This is a genomic window from Nonomuraea sp. NPDC049421 (assembly GCF_040677005.1).
Classification (GTDB): Bacteria; Actinomycetota; Actinomycetes; order Streptosporangiales; family Streptosporangiaceae; genus Nonomuraea; species Nonomuraea salmonea.
Map to the genome: position 1 here is coordinate 164,489 of NZ_JBFAQA010000023.1, position 17,825 is coordinate 182,313.

At 72.0% G+C, this 17,825-nt stretch carries 12 protein-coding genes; 7 read left to right on the top strand and 5 right to left on the bottom strand.

The features are described from left to right. Nucleotides 1-106 precede the first annotated feature (106 nt). Nucleotides 107-1,030 carry a DUF3068 domain-containing protein gene (locus AB0K18_RS33440; RefSeq protein ID WP_364922403.1) on the top strand — a complete coding sequence of 308 codons (924 nt, stop codon included), beginning with the start codon at nt 107-109 and terminating at the stop codon, nt 1,028-1,030. 164 nt (nt 1,031-1,194) lie between these two features. After that, entirely contained in the window at nt 1,195-2,301 is a 1,107-nt protein-coding gene (locus tag AB0K18_RS33445; protein ID WP_364922406.1) for a nitronate monooxygenase family protein, read from the top strand. Nucleotides 2,302-2,303: 2 nt separating this feature from the next. Here AB0K18_RS33445 and AB0K18_RS33450 read toward each other — a convergent pair whose 3' ends face one another. Both AB0K18_RS33450 and AB0K18_RS33455 read right to left on the bottom strand, forming a co-directional pair. Beyond that, nucleotides 2,304-2,708 carry a type II toxin-antitoxin system VapC family toxin gene (locus AB0K18_RS33450; protein ID WP_364922409.1) on the bottom strand — a complete coding sequence of 135 codons (405 nt, stop codon included), beginning with the start codon at nt 2,706-2,708 and terminating at the stop codon, nt 2,304-2,306. Nucleotides 2,709-2,737: 29 nt separating this feature from the next. After that, the gene (locus AB0K18_RS33455) at nt 2,738-3,547 is read right to left on the bottom strand and encodes a crotonase/enoyl-CoA hydratase family protein (protein WP_364922412.1); all 810 of its coding nucleotides are present in this window, start codon (nt 3,545-3,547) and stop codon (nt 2,738-2,740) included. 116 nt (nt 3,548-3,663) lie between these two features. Here AB0K18_RS33455 and AB0K18_RS33460 point away from each other — a divergent pair, with 116 nt between their 5' ends. Genes AB0K18_RS33460 through AB0K18_RS33480 form a run of 5 tightly spaced genes read left to right on the top strand, consistent with a single transcriptional unit; the run spans nt 3,664 to nt 9,847 of the window. Next, nucleotides 3,664-5,211 carry an acyl-CoA synthetase gene (locus AB0K18_RS33460; protein ID WP_364922414.1) on the top strand — a complete coding sequence of 516 codons (1,548 nt, stop codon included), beginning with the start codon at nt 3,664-3,666 and terminating at the stop codon, nt 5,209-5,211. Further along, the gene (locus AB0K18_RS33465) at nt 5,201-6,100 is read left to right on the top strand and encodes an OB-fold domain-containing protein (RefSeq protein WP_364365452.1); all 900 of its coding nucleotides are present in this window, start codon (nt 5,201-5,203) and stop codon (nt 6,098-6,100) included. Before AB0K18_RS33460 ends, AB0K18_RS33465 begins: the two co-directional genes overlap by 11 nt. After that, complete coding sequence (locus AB0K18_RS33470) at nt 6,097-7,125, top strand: lipid-transfer protein (protein WP_364922418.1); 1,029 nt, start codon at nt 6,097-6,099, stop codon at nt 7,123-7,125. Before AB0K18_RS33465 ends, AB0K18_RS33470 begins: the two co-directional genes overlap by 4 nt. Then, nucleotides 7,122-8,267: a thiolase domain-containing protein gene (locus tag AB0K18_RS33475; RefSeq protein WP_364922421.1), complete on the top strand. Its 1,146-nt coding sequence runs from the start codon at nt 7,122-7,124 to the stop codon at nt 8,265-8,267. The genes AB0K18_RS33470 and AB0K18_RS33475 overlap by 4 nt, the downstream gene beginning before the upstream one ends. Next, nucleotides 8,267-9,847 carry an acyl-CoA synthetase gene (locus tag AB0K18_RS33480; protein ID WP_364922423.1) on the top strand — a complete coding sequence of 527 codons (1,581 nt, stop codon included), beginning with the start codon at nt 8,267-8,269 and terminating at the stop codon, nt 9,845-9,847. The genes AB0K18_RS33475 and AB0K18_RS33480 overlap by 1 nt, the downstream gene beginning before the upstream one ends. 30 nt (nt 9,848-9,877) lie before the next feature. Here the strand turns inward: AB0K18_RS33480 and AB0K18_RS33485 are convergent, their stop codons facing one another. The 3 genes from AB0K18_RS33485 to AB0K18_RS33495 form a co-directional block, all read right to left on the bottom strand. Then, nucleotides 9,878-16,168 carry a hypothetical protein gene (locus tag AB0K18_RS33485; protein ID WP_364922426.1) on the bottom strand — a complete coding sequence of 2,097 codons (6,291 nt, stop codon included), beginning with the start codon at nt 16,166-16,168 and terminating at the stop codon, nt 9,878-9,880. Nucleotides 16,169-16,264: 96 nt separating this feature from the next. Continuing rightward, nucleotides 16,265-16,894, bottom strand: coding sequence for a LysE family translocator (locus tag AB0K18_RS33490; protein WP_364922429.1), 630 nt, complete (start codon nt 16,892-16,894; stop codon nt 16,265-16,267). Next, nucleotides 16,840-17,787: a LysR family transcriptional regulator gene (locus tag AB0K18_RS33495; protein WP_364922433.1), complete on the bottom strand. Its 948-nt coding sequence runs from the start codon at nt 17,785-17,787 to the stop codon at nt 16,840-16,842. Before AB0K18_RS33495 ends, AB0K18_RS33490 begins: the two co-directional genes overlap by 55 nt. Between the last annotated feature and the right edge of the window lie 38 nt (nt 17,788-17,825).

The window sequence follows — 17,825 nt, forward strand, 5'->3', positions numbered from 1 at the left end:
TTGGTTGCGGTGGATTGCCCGCCGCTGACGGGCCGCACCCCCTGTCATACTTTGATGCTCGACGATCGCACCGAACGACAACATGTTCTACAATGCGGAGGCCTCGATGGGTCGTATCTCAACGCTCGTCCTCATCGGGTTCGGGGCTTTCTTCATCGCGCTGGCGCCGTTGCTGAAATTCTGGGCGGCGGGCCAGATCATCTCCGCGCCGGCCGACCAGTTCGGCATCTCGCGGCTGGAGGCGAAGAACGCCCAGTACTTCTCGCTGCAGGATCTCAAGGTGCTCACCGGTGACCTCGACATCATCGTCACCACCCGCGGTGACGTGAAGGAGGCCACCAGCGACCGGGTGGTCTGGGACGAGGCCATGGTCGTCAACGACGTGACCAACAAGCGGCCCCAGATCGACATCTCCGAGCGGCGCAGCGCCTTCGACCGCTACACCGGGGTGGCGCTCAACTGCTGCGGGTCCAGCGTCGAGAAGGCGCCGGTCACGCTGGAGGGGCAGGTCTACAAGTTCCCCTTCGACGTGGAGAAGAAGACGTACAAGGTGTTCAACGCCACCGCGCAGAAGGCGTTCGACGCGACGTTCGTCCGCGAGGACAAGGTCAACGGCCTGCCGGTCTACGTCTTCGAGCAGACCGTGCCCCCGACCAAGACCGAGACCCGCAGTGCGCCCGCCAACGTGCTCGGCATCACGGGCACCACCGGTGACGTGCAGGTCGACCGCTGGTACGACGGCAAGACGACGTTCTGGATCGAGCCGGTCACCGGGTCGCCGGTGCGGCAGGAGATGCAGCGGCACGAGGTGCTGAAGACCCAGGACGGCGTCGAGCGCTCGGCGGCCTTCATCGCGACCGCGAAGATGACCGAGAAGACGGTCGACGACCTGGTCAAGGACGCCCAGGCCGGCAAGAACACGATCAACCTGCTGCGGAACATCATCCCGCTGGTGTTGCTCGTGGTCGGTGTCGTGCTCGTCGTGGCCGGCGTCATCGTGGGGCGCCGCGGCCCGGCCGACGCCGGGTGACATTCGCGGTGTTTCCGGGGGCCCGTGCGAACGGGCCCCTTTTTCGTTGACTCGACGTCCTGACTGGAACGCGTTCCATATAGAGGTTACTCGCCGGTACCAGACGAAAGGTTCTGGTCTAGAACGCGTTGCAGTTCGCCGCTTTCCAGACGTATTGTCAGGCCATGCGGACACGCGTCACGGACATGTTCGGAATCGAGCTCCCGATCTTCGCGTTCAGCCACTGCCGGGATGTGGTCGCCGCCGTCAGCAAGGCCGGCGGCATGGGCGTGCTCGGCGCGCTCTACTACACCCCGGAAGAGCTCGAGATGGAGCTCAAGTGGATCGACGACCACGTGGACGGCCGGCCGTACGGGGTGGACGTCGTCATGCCGGCCTCGTACGAGGGGGCCGACTTCGCGCCGGAGGAGCTGGTCGGCCGGCTCCAGACCATGATCCCCGACGGGCATCGGGCGTTCGTCGAGGGCCTCCTGGCCAAGCACGGCGTGCCGCCCCTGTCCTCGGACGCCGACCCCGGCCGGGTGCTGCTCGGCTGGACCGACGCCACCGCCCGCCCCCAGGTCGAGGTCGCCCTGCGTCACCCCATCGCGCTCCTGGCCAACGCGCTCGGGCCGCCGCCCGCCGACGTGGTCGAGCTCGCCCACGCCCACGGCGTCAAGGTCGCCGCCCTCGCCTCCACCCCGCGCCACGCGCTCAAGCAGGTCGAGGTCGGGGTGGACGTGGTGGTCGCCCAGGGCACCGAGGCCGGCGGGCACACCGGCGAGATCTCCACCATGGTGCTCATCCCGCAGGTCGTGGACGCGGTGGACGTACCGGTGCTGGCGGCGGGCGGCATCGGCAACGGCCGCCAGATGGCCGCCGGGATGGCGCTCGGGGCCGAGGGCGTCTGGACGGGCTCGATCTGGCTCACGGTCGAGGAGGCCGACACCCCGGAGATGGCCAGGCGCCGCATCCTCGCCGCCACCTCCCGCGACACCGTCCGCTCCCGCAGCTGGACCGGCAAGCCCGCCCGCCTGCTCAAGAACGAGTGGACCGAGGCATGGGAGTCGGAGGAGTCACCCGGCACCCTCCCGATGCCGTTGCAGTTCATGCTCGTCTCAGACGCTCTGCGCCGCATCGGCCGCTCGGACGCCGCCGAACTGGCCACCTTCCCCGCCGGCCAGATCATCGGCGTCATGAACCAGGTCAAACCCGCTAAGGACGTCGTCTACGACCTGATCTCGGAGTACACCGAAGCGTTGGACCGCCTCCAACACCTCACCTCCGACTGACCTCACACCGGCACGACGGTGACCATGCTCTCTAGGCCGACGAAGTCGTCCGTGTTGCGAGTGTAGAGAGGGAGCCCCCGGCTCGAGGCGATTGCGGCGATCATGAGGTCCATGCGCCGCGGCCTGGGATACCGCTTGGCTGCGAGTGTGAGCGCGACCAGGCTGCCATAACGCGCCGCGGCCTTGGAGTCGAAGGGCAGCGGCTCGAAATCGACGGCGGCGATGCCGAGCTTCTCCATGCGGGCAGCCCGGGACGCTTCGTCCTTGGCCATGGCCACGCCCTGGTGCAACTCGGCGAGCGTGACGGTCGTGAGTTCCGGCTGCTTCGGAAGGGCCTCGGGTGAGATTTCCGCGAGGTCGATGAACACGCATGTATCGATGACGCCCGTGGCACGGCGATCAGCCATGGTGCCGCTCCCATGGGTCGATAAGAGCATCAATGGCCTTGGTAGAAAGCGGGGCGCTTTTCGCGGAAGGCGCGGGTGCCTTCCTTGGCGTCTTCTGAGCCGATCACCGGCCAGCCCAGCTCGTCCGAGACCTTCAGGGCCTCCTGTTCCGGGAGGCCCAAGGTGTCGCGGTAGGTGCGGAGGATGGCTTGGACGGCCAGGGGGCCCGAGCTTGCCACGTCGTCCGCCAGTTCGCGGGCCGCCGCCAGTGCCTGGCCGTCCGGGACCACGCGGTTCACCAGGCCCATCGACAAGGCCTCCGCGGCCGTGATGGCGCGGCCGGTCAGCAGGAGGTCCATGGCGTGGCAGTACGGGATCTGGCGGGGGAGGCGGACGGCGCTGCCGCCCATCGGGAACAGGGCGCGCTTGGCCTCGAAAAGCCCCAGGGTGGCCGACTCGGCGACCACCCGCAGGTCGGTGCCCACCAGGAGTTCGGTGCCTCCGGCGACGGCGTAGCCCTCGACCGCGCAGATGACGGGCTTCGTCGGCAGGTCCTCGCGGAGCAGGCCCTTCCAGTGGAAGTTGGGGATCTGGGCGGCCCTGGCCTGGACGTCGGGGTCGCTCGACGGCTGTCCCATGGCCTTGAGGTCGGCTCCGGCGCAGAACGTGCCCTCGGCGCCGGTCAGGATCGCCACCCGGACGCCGGGCTCCTCGGAGGCGTACGCCCACGCCGACGCCAGCCCGATCAGCATGTCGGAGGAGAGCGCGTTGCGGGCCTCCGGCCGGTTCATGGTGACGGTCAGGACGTGCCCGTCGCGTTCGATCCGGCAGTGCGGCGTGCTGATCGGCAGGAGCTCCACGGGTGCCTCCGAAGTCGCTAGATCAAGCGCTTGCTACGAACTTTGGCCCAGGATACGCTCCCACCAGCAAACGAGAACAGGTTCCTGTTTTGCCCGCCCACAGCTGAGGAGATCAGATGGGCACGCTCGGTTTCTGGAGGCTCGCGCAGGCGGATCCCGAGTGGATCGCGGCCGTGGACCCCGACGGCACCCAGCACCGCGCGGGCGACCTCCTCGCCCGCTCCAACCGCCTCGTGCACGGGCTGCGCGCGCTCGGTCTCCAGCCGGGCGACGGCATCTGCGGCCTGGTGCCCAACGGCGCCGACGGCCTCGTCCTCTATCTGGCGGCGCTGCAGGCGGGCTGGTACTACACGCCGGTCAACTGGCACCTGACCGGCCCGGAGATCGCGTACATCGTCTCCGACAGCGAGGCCAAGGCGTTCTTCGTGCACCCGCGCTTCCTCGCCGAGGGCACCCGCGGCGCCGAGGCCATCGAGCCCGAGCGGCGGTTCCTGACGGAAGGCGAGGCCGGCGGGTTCCGTCCGATGGGCGAGCTGACCGGCGGGCAGCCGGACACCGTGCCGGAAGGCCGCAGTGCCGGCGCCACCATGCACTACACCTCCGGCACCACCGGCAAGCCGAAAGGCGTCAGAAGGCCGCTCAGCGGGATGGATCCGGACGACGCGGCCGAGCTGATGACGTTCCTGCTCACGTTGTTCGGCATGACGCCGGGCCGCCCGAACGCCCACCTGGTCACCTCGCCGAGCTACCACACGGCGGTGACCCAGTTCGGCGGCACCGCCCTGCACATGGGGCACACGCTCGTCTACATGGACAAGTGGGACGCCGAGGAGATGCTGCGGCTGTGCGAGCGGCACCGCATCACCAACTCGCACCTGGTGCCCACCCACTTCAAGCGGCTGCTGGCGCTGCCGGAGAAGACGCGCGCCGCGTACGACCTGTCCTCGCTGCGCTGGATGATCCACGCCGCCGCGCCCTGTCCCGTGCCGGTGAAGTGGGCGATGCTCGACTGGTGGGGCGACTGCGTGTACGAGTACTACGCGGCCACCGAGGGCGGCGGCACCATCGCCGCGCCCGAGGACTGGAAGGCGCACCCCGGCACGGTCGGCAAGGCGTGGCCGATCAGCGAGCTGCTCATCGTGGACGACCAGGGCGAACCGGTGCCCACCGGCACCCCGGGCACGATCTACATGAAGATGATGGGCGCCACGTTCGAGTACAAAGGCGACCCCGACAAGACCGCCGCGAACCGCCTCAAAGACCACTTCACCGTCGGCGACATCGGTTACCTGGACGAAAACGGCTTCCTCTACCTGTGTGACCGCAAAGCCGACATGATCATTTCTGGCGGGGCCAACATCTATCCGGCCGAGATCGAGAACGAGCTCATGGTCCATCCCAAGGTGGCCGACGTGGCCGTGTTCGGCATCCCCGACGAGGAGTGGGGCGAGCAGATCAAGGCCGTCGTCGAGCCCGCGCAGGACGCCGAGCCGGGCCCCGAGCTGGAGGCCGAGCTGCTGGCCTCGCTGGAGGGCCGCCTGGCCAGGATGAAGTGGCCCAAGAGCATCGACTTCATCGCCGAGATGCCCCGCGAGCCCAACGGCAAGCTGCTCAAACGCAAGCTCCGCGCCCCGTACTGGGAGGGACACGACCGTGCCATCTGATCCGCTGGTCGCGCAGCACGTCCTGGAGTTCCCCGGCGGCTACACGCGTACGACGGGGCCGGTGATCGGCCGGTTCCTCAGCGAATTACGCGCCCGCCGCCTGGTCGGCGTGCGTACGGCGGAGGGCCGCGTGCTGGTGCCGCCCCTCGAGTACGACCCCGCCACCGGCGAAGCCGTCACCGGCGAGTACGTCGAGGTCGGCCCGGCCGGCACGGTCACCACGTGGGCCTGGGTGGACGAGCCGCTGCCAGGACATCCGCTCGACCGTCCCTTCGCCTGGGCGCTGATCCGCCTCGATGGCGCCGACACCGACCTCGTGCACGCCCTCGACCCCGGCAACCCCAAGGCACTGCGGCAGGGCATGCGGGTCTGGCCGGTGTGGCGCGAGCAGCCCAAAGGCCACATCACCGACCTGTCGCACTTCGTCCCCGAGGTCACCCAGATCGTCTCCGACGTGCGCGCCGAATACCGCCTCCAGGCCGGCGGCGCGCTGCGGGTCTTCCTCGAAGGGGTCGAGCGCGGCGTCCTCCTCGGCGGGCGCTGCGAGCGCTGCGCCAAGGTGTACGTGCCGTACCGGGCGGCGTGCCCCGAATGCGGCAGCGCCCTCCCGGACACCTTCGAAGTGCCCGACACCGGGACGATCACCACGTTCGCCATCAACAACCTGCCCGACCCGCGGGCCCCGCAGGTGCCGTTCGTGTCGGCGTACATCCTGCTCGACGGCACCGACATCCCCATGATCGCGCTGGTCGGCGACGTGCCCGCCCACGAGGTACGCCAGGGCATGCGGGTCAGGGCGGTCTGGGTGCCCGAGAGCGAGCGCACGGCGTCCATGGCGAACATCCGCTGGTTCGCCCCCACCGGCGAGCCCGATGTGGAGCTGTCATGAGAGATGTGGCCATCGTCGCGTTCGCCCAGACGCGGCACACCGATCACGACACCGGCCTGAGCGAGCCCGAGCTGATCATCCCGGTCATCAACGAGGTCAAGGAGCGCACCGGGCTCACCAGGTTCGGCTTCACCTGCTCGGGCAGCTGCGACTATCTCGCGGGAGCGCCGTTCTCGTTCGTCTCGGCGCTCGACGCGCTCGCCGCCTGGCCGCCGATCTCCGAGAGCCACGTCGAGATGGACGGCGCCTGGGCCCTGTACGAGGCGTGGGTCCGCCTCCAGCACGGCGACGTCGACTCGGCGCTGGTCTACGGCTTCGGCAAGTCGTCGCTCGGCGACCTGCGCACGATCATGACCCTGCAGCTCGACCCCTACTACCTGGCTCCGCTCGGCCTCGACCAGCTCTCCTACGCCGCGCTCCAGGCCGCCGCCGTCGGCGCCGACCCCGGGGAGCTGGACGAGATCGTCCGGCGGAGCAGGGCGGACGGGCGCGGCAACCCGTACGCGCTGGATCTGCCCGAGCCCGAGCCGGGCGGCGAGGACTACGCCGTGCGGCCGCTCAGGAAGATCGACGTGCCGCCCGTCACCGACGGCGCGGCGGCCGTCGTGCTCGCCGCCGGCGACCTGGCCAGGCAGCTGTGCCCCAGCCCTGCCTACATCACCGGCATCGCCCACCGCATCGAGCCGCACTACCTCGGCCTGCGCGACCTCGCGCGATCCGGCTCGGCCGCCGACGCCGCCCGCGCCGCCGGGGTCGCGAAGGGCCCGGTCGAGGTGGCCGAGCTGCACGCCCAGTTCCCGCACGAGGAGGTCATCCTGCGCGCGGCACTGGAGCTCGGCGGCGACACCCTCATCAACCCCTCGGGCGGGCCGCTCGCCGCCAACCCCGTCATGGCCACCGGCCTCATCCGCGTCGGCGAGGCCGCGCGGCGCATCCACGACGGCGCCGCGCGGCGTACCGTCGCGCACGCCGCCGCCGGCCCCTGCCTGCAACAGAACCTCGTTACCGTCCTGGAGGCCCGATGAACAGGTGCGCGGTCATCGGCGTCGGCCAGACCCGCTACACCACCAAGCGGCGCGACGTCTCGCTCGCCGGTCTCGTCCGCGAGGCGGCGCAGCGGGCGCTCGACGACGCCGGGCTGACGTTCAAGGACATCGACGCCGTGGTCGTCGGCAAGGCGCCCGACCTGTTCGAGGGCGTGATGATGCCGGAGGTGTACCTCGCCGACGCGCTCGGCGCGGCCGGCAAGCCGCTGATGCGGGTGCACACCGCGGGCAGCGTCGGCGGCTCCACCGCCATCGTCGGCGCCTCGCTCGTCCAGGGCGGCGTGCACGACCGGGTGCTCGTCGTCGCCTTCGAGAAGCAGTCGGAGTCGAACGCCACCTGGGCCCTGTCCACCCACCTGCCCTTCAGCTCGTCCCTCGTGGTCGGCGCGGGCGGCTACTTCGCGCCGCACATCCGCGAGTACATGCGCAGAACCGGCGCACCCGGGCACATCGGCACGCTCGTCGCGGTCAAGGACCGGCTGAACGCGCTGAAGAACCCGTACGCGCACCTCAAGATCCCCGGCATCGACCAGAAGATGGTCGAGTCGACGCCCATGCTCTGGGAGCCCATCCGCTACCTGGAGACCTGCCCCTCCAGCGACGGCGCCTGCGCGCTCGTGCTGTCGTCGGAATCGGCCGTCACCGGCACGCCCGCCTGGGTGCACGGCACCGCCATGCGCTCCGAGCCGATCTTCCGCGCCGGGCGCGACACCGTCAGCCCGCAGGCCGGCAAGGACTGCGCCGCCGACGTCTACCGCCAGGCCGGCATCACCGACCCGCGCCGGCAGATCGACGTGGCCGAGGTCTACGTGCCGTTCTCCTGGTACGAGCCCATGTGGCTGGAGAACCTCGGCTTCGCCGCCGAGGGCGAGGGCTGGAAGCTCACCGAGTCGGGCGCCACCGCGCTCGACGGCGACATCCCGTGGAACGCCTCGGGCGGGGTGCTGTCCAGCAACCCCATCGGGGCGTCGGGACTCATCAGGTTCGCCGAGGCCGCGCTGCAGGTGCGCGGCATGGCCGGCGAGCACCAGGTGGACGGCGCCCGTACGGCGCTCGGTCACGCCTACGGCGGGGGAGCCCAGTTCTTCGCGATGTGGATCGTCGGACGGGAGAAGCCCTGATGGAGTTCAACCACGCTGACCTGTTCGAGGGGCTCGCGGACACGATCGGGGAGCGCACGGCCATCGTCTGCGGCGATGAGCGGCGCACGTACGCCGAGCTCGAGGCCGAGGCCAACCGGCTCGCCCACTACCTCATGGACCTCGGCGTCCAGCCTGGACAGCACGTCGGCCTGCACCTCTGCAACGGCGTCGAGTACGTCGCCGGGCTGCTCGCCGCGCTCAAGATCCGGGCCGTGCCGATCAACGTCAACTACCGCTACGTCGAGGCCGAGCTGCTCTACCTCTACCGCGACGCCGACTTGCGGGCGCTCGTCTACGACGTCGAGTTCGAGCCCCGGGTCGCCGCCGTCGCAGGGCAGGCGCCGCTGCTCGACCACCTCATCGCCGTGGGCGGGCCGCCCTCGATCGGCGGGGCCGTGACGTACGGCGACGCCCTGGAACGCGGCCGGCCGGAGCGCGGTTTCCCCGCCCGCTCCGGCCAGGACGTCTACATCATCTACACCGGCGGCACCACCGGCTTCCCCAAGGGCGCGATGTGGCACGTCGAGGACCTGTTCATGGGGTTCGGCGGCGGCAACCCGTACGGCGAGCCGCGCGCCACGCCGCAGGAGGTCATCGACGAGGCGGTCAAGGCCAACCCCATGGTCATGATGGCCGCGCCGCCGCTCATGCACGGGGCCGCGCAGATGGCCACGTTCATCGCGTTCTGGATGGGCTCGACCATGGTGTTCGTCCGCAAGTTCGACGCCGCCGAGGTCCTGCGGACGATCGAGCGCGAGCGCGTCACCACCGTGAACATCACCGGCGACGCCATGGCCAGGCCGCTCAGCGAGGAGCTGGCGACCGGCTCGTACGACGTGTCCTCGCTGTTCGTGATCAGCTCGACCGGGGCGATCCTGTCCGGCGCCGTCCGCGACCGCCTCCAGGAACTGCTGCCGAACGTCATGATCCTCGACAACTTCGGCTCCACCGAGTCCGGCTACACCGCCTCCGGCGTGGCCGGCTCCTCACCCGAGAAGGGCCTGCGCTACCAGCCCAACTCCGTCGTGAGGCTGGCCGTCCTCGACGAGGAGAACCGGCCCGTCGAGCCCGGCTCAGGGCAGCTCGGCACCGTCGCGCGGTCGGGGCGGGTGGCGTTCGGCTACTACAACGATCCCGAGAAGACCGCGCGCACGTTCGTCACCTCCGACGACGGCACCCGGTGGCTGCTCACCGGCGACCTCGCCACCGTCGAGAAGGACGGCACGGTGAACGTCTTCGGGCGCGGCTCCCAGTGCATCAACACCGGCGGCGAGAAGGTGTTCCCCGAAGAGGTGGAGGCGGTGCTCAAGGGGCATCCCGGCGTGTTCGACGCGGTGGTGACCGGGGTGCCGGACGAGCGCTGGGGCAACCGCGTGGCCGCCGTCATCGAGCCGCGGCCCGGGGTGCCGGTGACGCCTGAGGAGCTGGACGCGCACTGCCGGACGCTGCTGTCGGGGTACAAGGTGCCTCGGACGTACGCGTTCGTGGACGAAATGGTCCGCTCCCCGGCCGGAAAGGCCGACTACCGGTGGGCTCGGGAAACCGCAGAAAACGCCTGAAAGCCTTGGCCTGGGCTGAACCCGAGTGGCTCAGGTCGTGTGGCGTAGTTCGTCCTGGAGAGCTTCGGCTTCTGACGTCCTGCCGGCTTTCTCCAGGAGGGTCAGCCTGCGCTGCAGTACGTCACGGAGCAGGCCGGCGGGGGCGTCGTCACCGGGGAGGTCGCGCAGCAGGTCGGCGGAGACGCGCAGCGCGGCGTCGGCGGCGTCGTCCCGGCCCAGTTCCTGCTGGCACATGCCGAGCCGGGCGTGCGCGACCGCCCGAGACAGCGGGTCGCGGGTCACCTGCGTACCCCGATGGAAGACCAGCCCGGCCTCCAGCGCCCGGCCCGCCTCCATGAGCGCGTCACCCAGCGTGAGCATCGCCCTGGACAGCAGCCCGGCCTGCATGGGGTTGCCGGGCGAGAACCGTTCGAGCGCCGCCACCGCCTCCCGCAGCGGCTGTACCGCCTCAGCCGACCGCTCCCGCATCCTGAGCGCCCCGGCCAGCGTCAGGCAGGCGCCCGCCCTGCTGGTGTGCAGGGCCTGCGCGTTCATGCCCGTGGCCAGCAACTGGTCGTAGATGGTGATCGCCGCACGCGCCCTGGCCTCCGCCTCGGCGCCGTCGTCCAGGCCGAGCAGGGGGAGCAGCTCGGAGCTCTGCGCCAGCGAGTCCGCCAGAATCGCCCGGTACGTCAGGTCGCCCGGCATCTTCCTGGCCGCCGGGATCAGGCTCTCGACCAGCGTGTTCGCCTCGGCCAGCGCACCCAGCATCATGTGGCACCTGACGAGCCGCTGGGTGGCCAGCACCTGCTGGACGGTGCCTGGCTCGTGGTGGTTCGCGGCGATCCGAGCGTACTCGGCGGCCTCCTCAGGCCGGCCCTCCGCCAGCAGGTCGTCCGCGATGAGCGCGGCCGTCTCGGCGGCCGCCTGCGGCTCCGGCAACCGTCGGAACAACGTCAGTGCCTCTACGAGGTGCGCCGAAGCCTCCCGCCCCCGCCCGAACACCCGCAGCACCCGCCCGCGCACCTGGATCGCCCGCGCCCGTACCAGCGGCAGCTCCCCACCCGCCTCCTCGGCACGGTCCACCTCGGCCAGCGCCCACGCGATCGCCTCCAGCGCCGCCTGCGGCCGGTCGAGCGCGGCCAGCGTGGACCCGAGCCGCGCGAACACCGCCGCCGCGACACCCGGATCGTCCAGCTCATCGCACAGATCCGCGGCCCGCTCGCCATGCGCCAACGCCTCCACCGCCCGCCCCTGGTCGAGCAGCGCACCGGCGTAGTGGTGCAACGTCTCGGCCACCGGACGCGGATCACGCCCATCGAGCAGCGCGATGGCCTGCTCAAGCACGGGCAACGCGGGCCGCGCGGCGGCGGCGAGGGCGTGACCACGAGGTTCCCCAGCGGCGGCGAGGGTGGCGAGGGCGTGACCGAGGGGTTCGCGGTAGGCGGGGGAGACGGCGGCGAGCCCTCGGTAGACGCGTACGCACAGCTCGGCCACCTGCACCGCGCTCGCGACGTCGCCCGCCCGCGCCGCCGCCGCACCGAACGCCGTCAGGCACCGGCCGTACCGGTCGTGGGCGTCCGTCCCGCCCTCCGCGCTGAGCGGCACCTCACGTTCAAGCGCCTCGGTGAACGCGGTCAACGGCCCCACCAGCCCGCCGACGTCCACGAGATCGTGCTCGGCCCCGTCGGCGTACCGACCGGCAGCCGCCACCACCTGACCCGCGAACCCGGAAAGCGCCCCCATGAGCGCATCGAGCGCATCCGCCCCGGGCAGCGGACGAATGCCCAGAATCCGCGCATACAACACAACCCCCGCCGCCGGCCCCTCCTCCTCCACCCGCAACCGCGCCAACCGCACCAGTGCCAGCACATGCACACCCATGAACTCACCCGGCACCCGCCCGGCAAGCCCTGCCATCGCGGTGGTGCCGTCGGTCAGGCGGGCTTCGGCGGCGTCGGGTTCGTGCAGGTCGGCGAGGCACAGGCCGGCCAGTTCCAGGCAGGCGGCGGAGAGGAGTCGTTCGTCGTCGTTGCCCGGTGCGGGCAGCAGGCCGAGCGCTCGGTCGACGGAGGCCAGGGCACCCTCCGCGTTCTGGCGGGCGAAGCGGATTCCGGCCTGCAGTCGCAGGGCGCCGGCCAAAGCCGACGGGCCGGCCGCGCCTTCGGCCACCAGGGACGTGTACAGGTCGACCAGGCGGTCGGCCGCCGCCTCCGCGTCCGAGGGGCAGTCCGCGCGGGACAGGGCGACGGCTTCGAGGATGAGCAGTTCGCCCAGCTCGGCCCGGGCGCCCGCCTGCGGGCGGCTCGCCTCGATGGCGGTGAGGAGGTGCGGGATGGCCTCTTTGTACCGTCCGAGACCGACCAGCGAACGGCCCAGCGCCGCCGCCACCATGCCCACGGCGATGGCGTGCGGGGCGGCGGGCGCGGCATGACGTTCGAGCAGCTCGGCCGCCTGCATGGCGAGCGCGAACCCCTCCCCGGCCCGCCCCGTGTCCGCCCAGACCCGGGCAAGGTCCGCCTGCGCCGCCAGGTACGCATGGATGCGCTCGATCTCCGGCGTACCGGCGCGTTCCACCGCCTCCCTGCACTCGGCGAGCCGCCGCTCCGCCCTGGCCACCGCCTCCTCGGGCCGGTCGAGCACCATCCGCAGCAGCCACGGCTCGTCGGCGGGCCGGTCCGCCTCTCCGCCCCTGCGCAGCCGGGCCCGCACCTCGGGGCCGTACCGGCGGTAGGAGGGGTCCTCGACGCTCAGCACGTCGTACAGCTCGGCCGCCATCTCCAGTTGGGCCAGCCCGTCGGCCGTCCGGCCCAGCCCGTCCAGGCAGAGGCCGAGCAGCCGCCGACCCCTGGCCTGGGCCGCCATGTGCCCCTCGGACGCCTCCACCGGCACGGCCATGGCCTCCTGCAACGGCGCGAGCGCGTCCTCAGGGCGGTCGTCGATCAGCAGCAGCTCGCCCAGGTCGAGGAGCCGGTCGGCCAGGGCGGGCCGGTGCCCGGCGGGGTCGAGCGTCACGAGGGCCCGCAGGTTCCGTACGGCCTCCGCCGCCGCCCTGATGGCCGCGTCTAGGTCGTCGAGCCCGGCATGCAGCCTCGCCACCAGGCCGGCCGCCGACGCCAGCATCGCCCGCAGCCCCGGCTCCTCACCCGCCAGCCCCCGCAGCCGCGCCACCGCCTCACCCGCCGGAACGAGCGCTTCGGCCGGCCTGCCGTCGCCCTCCAGCCAGGCGGCGACAAGGTGCAGCCGCTGCGCCACATCCCGATGCGTCGGCGCGACGCCCCTGACCGCCGAGGTGACCGCCACCGCCAGGCAGGCGGCCAGCTCAGGCAGCACCTCAGCCGTACCGACCTGGTCGAACGGCATCAGCGGCTCCGGCCCCGCCACCGCCTCATGCCCCGCCCCCCACCCCAACCCACCCGCACCGGTCCCGGTGCGGCCGCGTTCGCCCGGCGCGGTGGGGTTGCTCGCGTCTGCGCCGGTGCCTGGGGCGGCGAGGCCGCCTGGGCCGGCGTGGGCGTTCCAGGTGGGGCTGGAGGGGCCCGCACTCGTACCGGTTCTGGCGAGGGTGAGGAGGGTGGTCAGGTGGGAGGCGAAGCCGGGATGGCCGCCGGCGCCCTCGAACGCCGTCACCGCCTCCTCCAGGCGGCCGCTCTCCAGCAACGCGCAGGCCACGTTGTACTGGGCTCGGGCGGCAGGCCCGGCATAGCGGGGGTCGTCCTCGGCGAGGATGTGGAAGCGGGTCGCCGCCTCCTTCGCGGGCTTGATCACCCCGCCCGCCTCGCCGCCCAGCAGCAGGTACGCCCCCAGCCCGAACAGCGCCTCCGCCTGCCCCACCGCGTCCTCGTACGGGGGAGCGCCGGCGTACAGCTCCACGGCCTCCGCCGCCGCCGCGACCGCCTCGCCCACCCTGCCGACGGCCGCCAGCCCCCGCGACCACCACGCCAGGGCACCGGCCAGCGCGACCCGTTCCCCGGTCGCGCGCCGGTGCCGCACGGTCAGCTCGGCGAGCGTCACGTCCAGCGCCCGCAGGCCGAGCCCGCCGTTACGCAGCCCAGGGCCGGCGTTCCCCGGTTGTGCCACGGGGAGGGCGGCCACCGCCTCGGCGAGCTGCCGGTCCCCGCCGAACAGGACCAGCGCCGCATTGACCGCGTCGCCCAGCCTGCCGCCGGGATCGCCCACGGCCGCCGCGACCAGCCGGCCGATGCGGCTGGCGATCAGCGACCACAGCGCCGCCCTGACCCGTTCGCGGCCGGCGGCGAGCCGCAGCACGTCGAGCATCCGTACGAGATGCGCCGTCGTCCGTGCCTCGTGATCGTGGACGGCGAGGACGAGCGCGTCGAGATCCTCCGTCCCGTCCAGCAGCTGCTCACCCATCACATCGAACCCTTGGGCCGGCACCCCCACCCGCCCCAACCACCGCGCCACCTCCCCGGCAACCCCGCCCTGCCGTTGCACGGAGGCAGCACCGGGGCGGACGGCGTCGTCGGGTCGGGCGCGATCGGCGGCTCCAGGGAGGGTGTGGATGGCCTCTGCGGGACGCGCGGGGACCGCATCTCCGGTCTGGGGATGGGCGGCGTGTCCGGCGCGGATGCTGGGGACGGCGGTTAGCAGGGCGGGGAGTTCGTCGGGGCGGGGGGTGGTGAGCAGCAGGACGGCCACTGCCTGTCGTCTTGCTGAGTGCCCGAGCTGCTCTGGCCCGCTCGCCCCATGGTCGCCCAGACCACCGAACCACGCGAACCCCTCGGACGGGTGGGCGATCGCGTCGCCGTGCTCATCCAGCTGGGGTTGGGGAGCGGTCGGCTGGTCGTCCTCGGGGTGGGGCTGCCATAGCTGGGACCAGCGGGCCGACTCCCGGGTCAGGAAGTGGTCGATCAGGGTTGCGCCGCTGATCTGGGGGTCGCCGTCCAGGTGTAGTAAGGCCGCCAGGTGGACGTGGAGGGGGAGGCCGTATTCCGGGTCGTCGAGGCGGGGTGGGGTGGGGAGCGCGGCTTGGCCTGGGGTGAAGGCGCGCATGGCGGCCAGGGCGTGGTCTTCCCGCTCCGGGAGCGTCAGCGGGTGGGTGTTGAGCTGGATTCTCGTGGTGTTGAGGCGTCTCAGGCGGCCGCCTGCTGCTGTGTCGAGGCGGCGCCACCAGTCGGGGTCGCCAGGCTCGCGGGCCACCAGCAGGAGTCGTATGCAGGGGTTGCGGCCGTGCTGGGCCAGGCGGCGGATCAGCTCGCCCACCAGAGGGGCCGATGGCTCCGGGCCGTCCAGGACGACGAGGGTCGGTCTCAAAGCCTCCAGGCGGAGCACCTGTCCGGACGGAGGTGTTCTCAGGTCGCTGGGTGGTGGTGCGGAGAGTATGGCGGCGAGGGTGTCCAGTGGGAGGAAACCGGCGTCCCAGCCGGCCGATCCCAGCTCGGCGCACAGCTCGGCGGCCAGCCGGGTCTTTCCCGTGCCGCCTCGTCCGGTCAGTACGGCGATCGACAAGGCCGCCGCCTCCGCGGCCCACGCGTGCAACTCCGCGAGCGGCGCCTCCCGGCCCAGGAACGGCACCACGGCATGCCGGGCCATCAAGTCCGCCCAGTGTCCGTGACCGCTCACCGACACGGCCGGAGGGACGACCGGCGAGGCCAGGACGTCCGGGACAGGCGGTGCCGGTGGGGGGTTGTGGGCGGGGGTCAGCAGGGTGGGGAGGGCCACGGCGGGGGTGCCGGGGGTGGTTTCGAGGCGCCAGGGGGCGACACCGGTCAGGTCGCGGAAGCGTTCGTCGGCGAGCAACGCGCTCACCGGGACGACGTCGAGGCGGCGCGGCGCGTACCCGATGACCACGCCGACGATCTGCCCGGCCGGTTCGGCGAGCAGCGCGGCGCCGGGCAGTCCGTGCCAGAGCGCCGCCGGGCGGGTCTCGAAGTCGGGGCTGACCACGCGGGCCGTCAACGTCTTGGACACGGCGCTCGCGGGCGGCTCCACCAGCCCGGACACCGTCTCAGGCGCGCGGGCCCCGCCCCGCTCACCGGCCTGCCCGTAACCGGACGCCGCGCAGCGCGCCGTCGCCCCCGCGACGCGGCCCCAGCGCGTGTGCCCGATGTCGGCCGGTGTCGCCCAGGCCGGTTCCGGTACGCGCAGCAGCACCGCGTCCGCGCCGCCCCGGCCCCGCCACACCGGCTCGGCCGGCAGCCAGCGGTCCGACCACGCCGGGCGTACGTGACACGGCCCGCCCGCGTCCACGACCTGCCCGGAGGTCAGCACGAGATCGGCACCGATCGCGTACCCCGAGCCGGTCACCCCGACGACGTCGTCATGACCGGAGAAGACCTCGGCGACCCGTTCGAGCCCGAGGCTGTGCGGTGGCGTGTGCATGGGTCCGCCTATCAGCTACGTCCCGGCGTGCCTTCCCCCTGATCAGCGGCTGATCTAACTCACTATCGCACTATGGCCAGGAAATTTCCTGGCTTGTCACGCCTTCTCCGTCGTGAGCCACGCCGCCATCCCCAGGTACACGAGCCCGCTGCCCACGTCCAGCCGCCGCCGGGCACGGGCCGACCCGCGCAGCCGGCCGGCGAGGGCGGAGGACAGCAGCGCGTACGCACCGTCGGACGCCACCCCGAGCACCACCCACAGCAGCCCGAGCAGCAGGATCTGCGGCCCCACCGGCCCGGCCTCCGGGTGCACGAACTGCGGCAGGAACGCCAGGAAGAAGATGGCCGTCTTGGGGTTGAGCACGTTCACCACGAACCCCTCCCAGAACAGCCGCCGCCGCGTCTGCACCGGCAGCTCCACCGGCGTGTCGCCGGTGGAGCCCCTACGCATGAGCTTGCGGACGCCGAGCCAGAGCAGGTAGGCCACGCCGACGTACTTGACCACGGTGAACGCGGTGGCCGACGCGGCCAGCAGGGCGCTGATGCCGAGCGCCGCGGCGGCCACGTGGACGAGGGAGCCGGCGTGCACGCCGAGCACCGAGATGATGCCCGCGCCCCGGCCTTGGGCGACGCTCCTGGTGACGATGTAGAGCACCGCCGGTCCAGGGACGATCAGCAGTCCGAGGGTGGCCGCGCAGAAGAGGGCGAGGGTGGTGATGTCCGGCATGAGGCCATCGTAGAAACGGCGTCAACGACTTTTCCGAGGCTCCGGGTGAGGGCGGTGAGGAGGGCCTGGGTGGCGGGCGGGTGGGGTGGTTCGCCGTAGACGGCGGCGTACACGTGTCGCACCGAGCCGGGCACCTCGCGTGCCCGCACCTCGGGATGCCGGTGGGCGGCGAGCGCGAGGCCCGGCAGCAGCGTCACGCCCAGCCCGGCGGCCACCAGCGCCTGTACGGCCACGATGTCGTCGCTGGTGAACCCGATGCGCGGCTCGAAGCCGGCCTTCGCGCACACGTCGAGCAGGTGGCTGCGGCACCGGTCGCAGCCCGCGATCCAGGACGACCCGGCGTGGTCGGCGGGCGCGCCGGGCTCGTCGGCGGCCAGCAGGAAACTGGGGTCGTCGAGCAGGTGGACGAGGTGGAGGCCGTTGTCCTCGGGCGCCGTGTCGTCGTACCGGAAGATGACGGCGACGTCGACCCGTCCGGCCCGCAGCAGCCGCAGCGCCTCGGGCGGCTCGACCTCGGTGAGCTGGAGCCGCAGCCCGGGATGGGCGTCGGCGAGCAGCGTGGCGGCCTTGGGGATGAACGTGCCGAGCGCGGAGGGGAAGGACGCCAGCCGCACCCGCCCGGACCGCAGCCCCACGTGCGCGGCCAGCTCCTCGGCGGTGGCGTCGAGGCGTTCGATGATGTCGGCGGCCCGCTCGGCGAGCAGCCGGCCCGCCTCGGTGAGCCGGATGCCGCGCCCGGCGCGCTGGATGAGCTTGGCGCCGGTCTCGGCCTCCAGCCTGGCCAGGTGGTGGCTGACCGAGGGCTGGGAGTAGTGCAGCTCCTTGGCGGCCTCGGTCAGCGAGCCCTTGCGGGCGACCGCGAGGAGGACGCGCAGACGAGCGACATCCAGCATTCATCAAGCATATCTATCGATCAACCACAAGACATCTG

Bases quoted from the DNA above. Each gene is read 5' to 3' on its own strand.
- AB0K18_RS33440 (WP_364922403.1), top strand. From the start codon at position 107: ATGGGTCGTATCTCAACGCTCGTCCTCATCGGGTTCGGGGCTTTCTTC.
- AB0K18_RS33445 (WP_364922406.1), top strand. From the start codon at position 1,195: ATGCGGACACGCGTCACGGACATGTTCGGAATCGAGCTCCCGATCTTC.
- AB0K18_RS33450 (WP_364922409.1), bottom strand. From the start codon at position 2,708: ATGGCTGATCGCCGTGCCACGGGCGTCATCGATACATGCGTGTTCATC.
- AB0K18_RS33460 (WP_364922414.1), top strand. From the start codon at position 3,664: ATGGGCACGCTCGGTTTCTGGAGGCTCGCGCAGGCGGATCCCGAGTGG.
- AB0K18_RS33470 (WP_364922418.1), top strand. From the start codon at position 6,097: ATGAGAGATGTGGCCATCGTCGCGTTCGCCCAGACGCGGCACACCGAT.
- AB0K18_RS33475 (WP_364922421.1), top strand. From the start codon at position 7,122: ATGAACAGGTGCGCGGTCATCGGCGTCGGCCAGACCCGCTACACCACC.
- AB0K18_RS33480 (WP_364922423.1), top strand. From the start codon at position 8,267: ATGGAGTTCAACCACGCTGACCTGTTCGAGGGGCTCGCGGACACGATC.
- AB0K18_RS33485 (WP_364922426.1), bottom strand. From the start codon at position 16,168: ATGCACACGCCACCGCACAGCCTCGGGCTCGAACGGGTCGCCGAGGTC.
- AB0K18_RS33490 (WP_364922429.1), bottom strand. From the start codon at position 16,894: ATGCCGGACATCACCACCCTCGCCCTCTTCTGCGCGGCCACCCTCGGA.
- AB0K18_RS33495 (WP_364922433.1), bottom strand. From the start codon at position 17,787: ATGCTGGATGTCGCTCGTCTGCGCGTCCTCCTCGCGGTCGCCCGCAAG.